7 protein-coding genes and 3 pseudogenes are annotated in these 8,304 nt (G+C 51.8%); 1 reads left to right on the top strand and 9 read right to left on the bottom strand.

Annotated elements, in window-relative coordinates:
* Positions 1-104: 104 nt before the first annotated feature.
* Positions 105-269: pseudogene (locus U869_RS30300) on the top strand (IS6 family transposase); the annotation flags it as partial.
* 143 nt (positions 270-412) lie between these two features.
* On the opposite strand, the gene U869_RS29925 reads toward U869_RS30300, so the two are convergent.
* The 9 genes and pseudogenes from U869_RS29925 to fimA all read right to left on the bottom strand — a co-directional run.
* The gene (locus U869_RS29925) at positions 413-880 is read right to left on the bottom strand and encodes a helix-turn-helix transcriptional regulator (protein WP_157834703.1); all 468 of its coding nucleotides are present in this window, start codon (positions 878-880) and stop codon (positions 413-415) included.
* Positions 881-1,212: 332 nt separating this feature from the next.
* A pseudogene (locus U869_RS30295) lies at positions 1,213-1,344 on the bottom strand (IS6 family transposase); the annotation flags it as partial.
* Between the two features lie 54 nt (positions 1,345-1,398).
* Positions 1,399-2,328, bottom strand: a complete 930-nt coding sequence (locus U869_RS0100030) for a fimbrial protein (protein WP_029988041.1) — start codon at positions 2,326-2,328, stop codon at positions 1,399-1,401.
* Positions 2,329-3,062: 734 nt separating this feature from the next.
* Positions 3,063-3,569, bottom strand: coding sequence for a fimbrial protein (locus tag U869_RS0100025; protein WP_025122496.1), 507 nt, complete (start codon positions 3,567-3,569; stop codon positions 3,063-3,065).
* Positions 3,570-3,584: 15 nt separating this feature from the next.
* A complete protein-coding gene (locus U869_RS0100020) occupies positions 3,585-4,112 on the bottom strand; it encodes a fimbrial protein (RefSeq protein ID WP_025122495.1) in 528 nt (175 codons plus the stop codon).
* Between the two features lie 22 nt (positions 4,113-4,134).
* Complete coding sequence (locus U869_RS0100015; RefSeq protein ID WP_025122494.1) at positions 4,135-6,774, bottom strand: fimbrial biogenesis usher protein; 2,640 nt, start codon at positions 6,772-6,774, stop codon at positions 4,135-4,137.
* An 84-nt stretch (positions 6,775-6,858) separates the two neighbouring features.
* Complete coding sequence (locus U869_RS0100010) at positions 6,859-7,530, bottom strand: fimbria/pilus periplasmic chaperone (RefSeq protein WP_304412815.1); 672 nt, start codon at positions 7,528-7,530, stop codon at positions 6,859-6,861.
* A 78-nt stretch (positions 7,531-7,608) separates the two neighbouring features.
* Entirely contained in the window at positions 7,609-8,151 is a 543-nt protein-coding gene (locus U869_RS0100005; RefSeq protein WP_025122492.1) for a fimbrial protein, read from the bottom strand.
* A gap of 79 nt (positions 8,152-8,230) precedes the next feature.
* Positions 8,231-8,304, bottom strand: a pseudogene (gene fimA / locus U869_RS31720) (type 1 fimbrial protein subunit FimA); the annotation flags it as partial.

Below are 8,304 nucleotides of genomic sequence, written 5' to 3'. Positions count from 1 at the left end.
CTGTTGAACTGCATGAAAAAGTTATCGGTGCCTTCATCGAAAAATACATGTTCTACTAATTGGAGGCAGCACCAGAAAGTGATATTTTTGCTTTACTTGTGCTCAATTACCAACGACGCATACGCGCGATGCTGGGTTTCAAATCATTTCGACGGGCACAGACGCTCTTGGCAGGCATCGAAGTGCTCCACATGATACGCAAAGGGTATCAACCTCCACAAAGTGAGGCGTTGTCACCTGCGGAAAAATTTCATCTGTTGGCTGCCTAAATAACCGGCAGCACAACTTTTGCTAAATTCTCTACGCTAATGCGACAGAGCCGTTTTACCCACTGTAGCCGCTGCTGAATTCCCCTGTTCATAGTGAGGCATTATAGTGAAGCGATGTCTATGAATCACACAAATTGGTATCATCACCGGCTCTTATTATCTGAATTCGCGACCGTTGAATCCGCCAGCAACCAAATATAAAGTTCCTGGCTGGTCTTAAAACCGAGCTTTCGCATTACCGATAGTTTATGCGAACTGATAGTCTTGACACTAATCTGTAGTTTTTTTGCGATCCATAGCGCAGGCAACCCCGTCAATATTTCCCGAAGAACTTCGTTTTCCCTATAGGTTATCCTGATGCCGATATTCTCATTGGGTGTATCTTTTTGCGAAGATCCGTTAACTGAGGAATTAAACAGGTTATCGAGTAAAAGGACGAAATCCTCGACTTTTCCATATTGGCTAAACGTACGTTGATAATAGATACACTTTCCCATAGAATCTCTATCCCTGAGCGTTATTCTCAGTTGAATAGGCTCATTTGGTCTCAATGTAGAACAACTATTCACCACTAAATCCGCGCTTTGAGTTTCAATAACTGGATTAAACATAATGCATATTTCCTTATCACGAAAGTACATCATAAAGATATGCCGCATGCTTTGTAAAAAGAATAGATTGTTGCTATTTATAGCAATATTCATTAGACGTTTCACTTTTATTGATATCACCATTATCTGCGAACCGTTGGGAACGGAGTCACCACTCCATATTACACACCGTATTAAGGATGCTTAAATTCAGCAATATAGCTAGTAATTGATTAAATTATTCGAAGCTCTTTCTGTAATTTTTCATGGTGTGAGTTCCTTTTCCGGGTTGAGGCTCAAATGGTTCTTTCGCATTAACGAAGAGAAGACGAAAAACAGTATTTGCCTATTTTTCAGGTCGCCAACAGATAAAATTTTTCCGCTGGCGACAATCCCTCTCTTTTCGGATGTTGATATTGCCCTTTGCGTATCATGTGGATCAATTCGATGCCCGCCAAGAGCGCTTGTGTCCGCCTAAACGATTTGGTTACCTGACTACGTATTAATGCGGCAGCCCCACAGTCCGTTCAAAATCATACTCAAGGATACAAAAAGGTCACACCAACTACGGCCTTGACATTACCCGCCACTACCTGACCGGTAGTGCGTGCATAGTTGGCGGTCAAACCTAAACTGACTGAAGATCTGCCGACGATACCCAGTGCAACGTTCCTGTTAGTGGCAATAACGCCATTGCGGTTGGTAAGCTGAATGCCAATCCCCTGAGCTACCGGTGCAGAGGCGGTGTTGGAAAAAATCGTGGACGCGGCGTCCGTGGTCGGCCCTGTAAGATAATAGGCCAGGTTTTGGTTCTGAGCGCAACTCACTGTTAACGGTATCGACACAGTCCCTGGATATTCCGGCAAGGTCACTGCAACGTCACGGGAAGATATGTCACACCCTCCTGTTGGCACGATAACATCGTTATTAGCATACAAGTTCCAGGTAAAAGTCGCAGTGTGAATGTTACCTCCTCCTATAATATCCGACCCAACCTGATACATGATCAAAGAGGCAAATAGCGAACCTCTATTGAGGACCACTCCACCTGCTGCGGAAATTGGCGTAAGATAAAGTTGTGTATTCCATCCAATATATGCTCCAGAGTTAAAATTTTGTACAGCTGTAGCTGAATTGAGCGGAAATGGGTAACTCATACCGTAATATTTTAACGAACCATTAAAACTTTTCAGAACCCCTCCATAGGCAGAACCTCTCAACATATTAACCACATCATTTCTAATCGTTGGGGTATCATTTTTACAAAAAATAGAATGGGATAGATCGACTACTAGGTTCTGGCCAACCGCGACAGAAGGTTGTAGATTAACATAAACATTTGCCGTAGCAGTACCAGCTATACTGCTTAACGTATTGCCAGTCGAGTCGTAACAAGTGAATGCTTCCGAGTTCAAAGAATAACCTGACAATAATACCAAAGGTAAGAGCAGTGTCATAACTCTTCGCAATACATGCTTTTTTTTCAGACAGTTATATTTCATTCTTCCTATATGAACACATCCCAACTTGCAAGGCTTTTCGTTATTTTAACATTGACAATATGTTGCATTTCTATACCTAACCTTAATGTAGTCAATACTTCGGTCTCTATGAGAACTGCTAACTAAGAGCCTATCTCAATAGGTAATAGAATACTGCTTCCAACTGGTGTCTGGTTGTAACCAGAACGCCGGATTATATGACTCTGAGCATCAAAATTTACTTTTCTGAGTGCTGTTTTTATCGCCTATTGAGATAGACTCTAAAACCTTAATTATCCTAGTGAGTTTTATGTCTAAGGAACGATTTAGGTTTAGCAAGTCACTGTATTATCTGTCATTGTCATAACGTCGCTTGCCTACGCAATTTTTCTGCATTCACCCTTTTCTAAACATTCATGTTTATCTGCGGTAGGCATCAATTGCCTAGCACTGACGTGATTTTTTCATGTTCCCTGTTGTGGGCTGATACCGCCCATACCGTTCTTTCCAACTTGGCCGGACATCGTTTCTTCAGTTTGCACTGTCCCTGTTTTTGTGCCGCCAGGATTGCTGCTCACGTACTATGGATAAAACAGGAATAATCCGAGAGCACAGCATGCAACATTGTGAACACTGGAAAGTCCTGTTGAAGAACGGGTATTCGTTGCTGATTCACATCTACAATATCCTAGGTTGGGATGCGTTCATCTCATTCTCCTTGATCAAGAATAGGTGTAAGTCACGTTGATCAGTGATTGAATCGAACCCTGCGTCACATTGCCGCTGGGTGTGATGGCTCTCACTTGCAAAACCAGGCTGGCGGTCAGCGATGCGTCATTTACCGCCACGACTTTGGTACTGCCGTTGGGCAGATTTACCCCACCGCTATCGGCCAGTTGCAACGCAATGTTGCGGGCCGCGCCCTGGTTGGCGTAATAACTGCGGGTGCTATCGGCCGTGCCGGAAAAGGTCGCGGTCACCTTGGATGTCCCTACCGGGCAGTTGGTGAGGTTCAACGTCACCGTATGCCATGGCGAAGTCGCCCCCGCCGCCAGCAGGTTGAAGGTATATAAATCGCCCAGCTCTACCGTGGTAGACACAGTGGACACCGTGCAGGGTTTGGCCACCACCTTGCCATTGACGGTGATGGTGACATCCGCCGCTTGTGCCAGAGGGAGTACCATCATCAGTAACCACCCGGCGATCGGCCCCAGCTTGCTTATGTTCATAGCCCTTGTCTCCGGTTACTGAAATTCCAGGGTAAAGTTTGCCGTCGCGCTGACCTGCCCGGCCGTGACCGGTGTTCGGGTCGCCATCAGACGCGCATAGAAATACAGCGTATTGGATTGCCCCGCGGTGACCGGTGACCAGCTCAGCCCGCTCGACACCTCATTGAGCGCAATGGCATTGCCGTTGTTATCGAGGATCTGTATTCCCATCCCCGCCGCCGCACCGGCCCCGCCGTCTATTTTCAGCAGGCTGAGGTTGTCGTTGTCTGCCCCGCCGGTGAAACCCGTTTTCACCGCAATCGCCGATCCGCCGCACTTGTCGAGCACAATGCTGAACGGCACCATCGGCGTCGTCGCCCCTACCCGAAACAGCTGCTTGGCCGCATTACTCATCAGATCCACCACGAAACTTTGTGAACCCGGCGCGATGGAGCAGGCGTTATCCTTAACGTAGCCATTAATGGTAATGGTGCTATCCGCAGCCTCGGTTTCCCCGGCGCTCAACAGCGCCAGCAGACCCAGGATATAAAGTTGTTTTCTCATTGCTCGCCTCTCCCGCCCGGCGTCATCGGCATGCTGCCGTTAGATAGCTCAGTGCCCGCTGCTGACTTTCCGGCGGCAGTTGGTAACTCGCCACGCACTGGCCATCTGCACCTTCGCCCCATTTGGCTTTCACCTCACCGCGTAATGGCAACCCGGTCAGATACACCTGCCCACCGTCGGCGACAATGCTGCCAGAACGGCCATTGTCGAATGATACCACCGAGCCGAATGGCAACGGTTGTCCGTTATAGGTCAGCGTCATCAGCACCTTCAGCCCGACATGGGTTTTAAAATCGGCCAGCACGACCGCACCGTGATTCGGCACCACGCTGACCACCGCCTCATCCAGTTCGACGTTGTTTGCCAGCGTATTCGGGTTCAACGCGACGCGGTTTTCCCGGTAATCCATGGCAAACGGCAGTACGGCATAGCCACGCCCGTCGGTACGTATCCCGGTCTGGTTTTCCACCGACACATTGCCCGCCCCCGGCGCTTTAACCAGGATCAGTGTGTCGTTCAGCGGTTGGCTCAGGGTGATGCCGTTCTCATGCGCCAGCACGCCGCCGCTCAGTCCGTAATACAGTTGGTTGGAACCACTGCTGCGGCTATACCCCACGTTGGCGTTGCCTGAAGCCCCGCGATACGTCAGCGATGCGTTCCCGGTGCCGCCTGATGTCCCCACGCCGCCTCCGGCGTAACCGGCCTGCACGTTGTAACTCAGGTTGTTCCCCTCCAGTAACGTGCCGTACACCCCGGCCTGATTGGTCATCCTGCCACTCAGATCGTCAGACATGCTGTAGCTGACGCTGGAGCGGCTGAAAGCGGACTGGCTGTCGTAACGCAGCCAATGGCTGAACGGAATGCTGATGTTGAAGGCCAGCATATTGTCGCGTCCGTCCTGCCAGGCATTTTTGGTCAGGCTGTAGCTGAGGGTGTAAGTGATATCCTCCAACGTACCGCTGTAACCGGCCTGCAACTGTTCATCCGCCTTGCCAATCCCCCAATACGTCTGGTGGCTACCGGTCAGATATAAGGTCGCGTTGTCCGCCACCTGCTGGGTCACCGTCACCTGCAACCGGCCACGCTTGTTGTAGGCCAGATTGTAGTAATCGGTGAGCTTCGGCGTGAGCTGGACAATCCCTTCATCGGTGGCCGCGCTGTAGCCGCTCATCTGGCCCCAGGTGGTGTCAGCCAGGCTGTAATAGCCGCTGGTGGAATAGCGATAACCGAGCAGTTGCAGGTTGGTGCCCCACTCATTCAAGGCTTTGTTATAAAGGAAGCGCAGTGACTGCCCCTGATGAGTACTGTCATCTGGCAAAGTGGCGCGAGCCTGAGTGATGTCCAGCGACACGGCACCGAAAATGCCCAGATCTTTGGCCACCCCGAGGTTGAACGCCCGATAGCGATTGGCTAGCTGGGTGCCACCGGATAGCGTCCAGCCATCGGCCAGCCCCCACATCAGCGTGCCCTGACCAAAGGTAGGCTCCTCCTGCTGATCGTTGCCGCTGCGATACTGCCCCACCGTCACCGCATATCTCACATGCCCTTGGCGTAGCAGCCCGGGAACCGAGGTATAGGGCACGGTAAATACCTGGGCCGTGCCGTCGGCCTCCTGAATGCTGACCTGCAAATCGCCGCCGTTGCCAGACCCGGAAAGATCGTCAATGGTGAAGGGACCTGGCGGCACCGTCGCCTGGTATATCTCGAACCCATTCTGCTTGATCGTGACCCTGGCGGTGCCGCGGGCAATACCGTGGATCACGGGAGCAAAACCCCGCTGGCTGTCTGGCAACATGTTGTCATCCGTCGCCACCTGCACGCCACGGAAGTTAACACCATCAAAAATGTCCCCTGAGCTATAGCTATCGCCCAGCGTCAAACGACTCTGCAAAGACGCAATGTCGCGCTGCAAATAGGTATTAACGTGCTGCCAGCGGTTTTGATTGGCGCTCGATCCGCCGCCGCTGCTGTAACTCCAGGTGGTATTATCCCGCAGCCGCCAGGCGCCCAGATTCACGCCGCTCTGCAAGTTCAGGAAGGCGTAATTGCTGGTGCTCGATTGCTGGTTACGGACATTACTGCCAGTGAAACTGTAATTGAGTAACCCGGCGGTGATACCGTTTTGCCATTGGTCTGGAGGAATATAGCCACGGGCAAGATTGCCCATATAGGCCTGAGGAATGCTGATAGACAGACGCTGCCGCCCGACATCAAAGTCCGTGGAGGCCTCTTTGATCATCGTGGTCAAGGGGACGCAGGCTTCTGCTGCCAATACGGCCATGCCCGGCACCGAGCGGGTGTTGACGCCCATCGCGGCGAGCTGACTGCGGGTCAGACAAGGCACCAAGGCCTGGTGATCGTTATCAGGCTTGAAAGAGACATCCCGGGTCGACATAAACCCGTCATTCATATAAATGTCGACGCGGTAGACACCCGGAGGGGCCTCCAGTCCCTTTTCAAATCCAGACAGATCGGCCACTTTCGCCGGATCGTCGGAGAGAAAACGCGGGTTGAAGTAGTTTTCCGCTCGCGCCGATGCATCGCCACATAACGCCAACAGCATCATGGCCAATGGCGTTAACGTCAGCGTAAAGATGGAGGCACCCTGGTGGTTATCTTTTATCACTCTGCGACTTTCCGTGCCGTTTTTCAGGTATAGCATGATCCCTCCGGTTCGATACAGGTCGCCCGGCTGCCTGATTTATCTGGTTATAGCTTGATGAAATAGCTGGCGGCTTTAGCCTTATTACTGCATCACACCCTTGAGTACCGGCGTCTGGGCACCGTAATCGTTGATCGTCCGATAGCTGATATTGCTGCCTGCATCGGCAGGGAGCGCCACGCTGGCCGACCCCATTGGCGACACCATGGTATTGGCCAACAGCCGCGAGCCCGCATTGACCTCGCTCAAGGTGATGAAATAAGGCGTGGGATTGACGATCGTCAGCTCTTTGCCGCTACGTTTAAAGCGCAACTGTTCCGGTGCCTTGTCTGGCGCAATACTGAGCCCATTGGGGCGATAAAACAGTTTGATACGGCTGGTGATCGCCAATTGCAGGGTGTTCTCATCCTGACGTGATTTGTCCAGTGAGGGGATCGCTTTGACGTTGACCCAGAACAAACTCTCCCGATCCTTCGGCAAGCTCTGATTGGTCGCATCGATAATGCGCAGCGTGTTCTCTTTTTTTCCCTGCATCAAATATAACGGTGGCGTAATAATCAACCGGCCATCTTTTTGGCCATCAGCGCTTTCCACCCAGGATTGGATCAGATAGGTGCTTTTTTCATCGTTATTGCTGACACCCAGAGTCACCTGCTTCTGATCGGCAGGATAGATCACCCGGGTCGCGCCCAGGCCAACTCCGGCATTTGCCACGCCCACATGCCCCGCTGCCAGCAGCAGCAGTACGGACATCATCTTTCCAACCATCGTTGTTGTTCTCACATATACCTCGTCCATCAGGATCTGACTTCCATCACACTGCGCGGCCAAAACCTACTGATAAGTCAGCGCAAACCATGCCTGCGCATTTGCCAAACCATCGTTCACCGGCTGCCCGGTAGCGCGATATTTCGCAACAAAATGCAGGATCACCGGCCCTTCCTGCAACGGTACCCAATACCGCGGTGCGGTATTAAGTGGAATAAATCGGCCTCTGTCGTCGAACAGCGCCACGGCGACACCCGAAGCGATACCTGGCCCTTCACCAATAGACAGCACCTGCGGATTACTGCTGTCTGCCATGCCATGGAACATCACGCCCACGTTACGGCTGACCGCGGTAGTGCAGTTCTGCAGATGTAAATCAAAGGGGACTGGATCGGCCTCGTCGCCGGGCAAACGGAATCGGTCGGTGGTGATATGCCCCATCGATACCGTCAGATTGCGATCGCCGGTTTCCACCGCACAGGTTTCAGCGATCACTTCCCCCTGAAAACGCATCAGGCCGCCGAGCGGCTGCTCTTGCCAGCTCTTGTCGGCAACGGCCTTTCCCCCCAACAGCAGCGTTAGCAGTAGTCCCGCTCCCATTCTCCACATCGCACGCTCCTTGCCTCCGGTAGCTGAAAAACAGGCCTCCCTGGCCTGCAATAATCATCCTTGATAAGCTCAATTCAGCTTACTGATACTGCACCTTGAAAGTGGCATCAGCGTTGGCAATACCGGCTGTGGCTGCGCCAGTTGCGATATAAC

Source organism: Serratia sp. H1w (assembly GCF_000633355.1).
Classification (GTDB): Bacteria; Pseudomonadota; Gammaproteobacteria; order Enterobacterales; family Enterobacteriaceae; genus Chania.
This window is presented reverse-complemented; position numbering and strand designations above follow the sequence as displayed.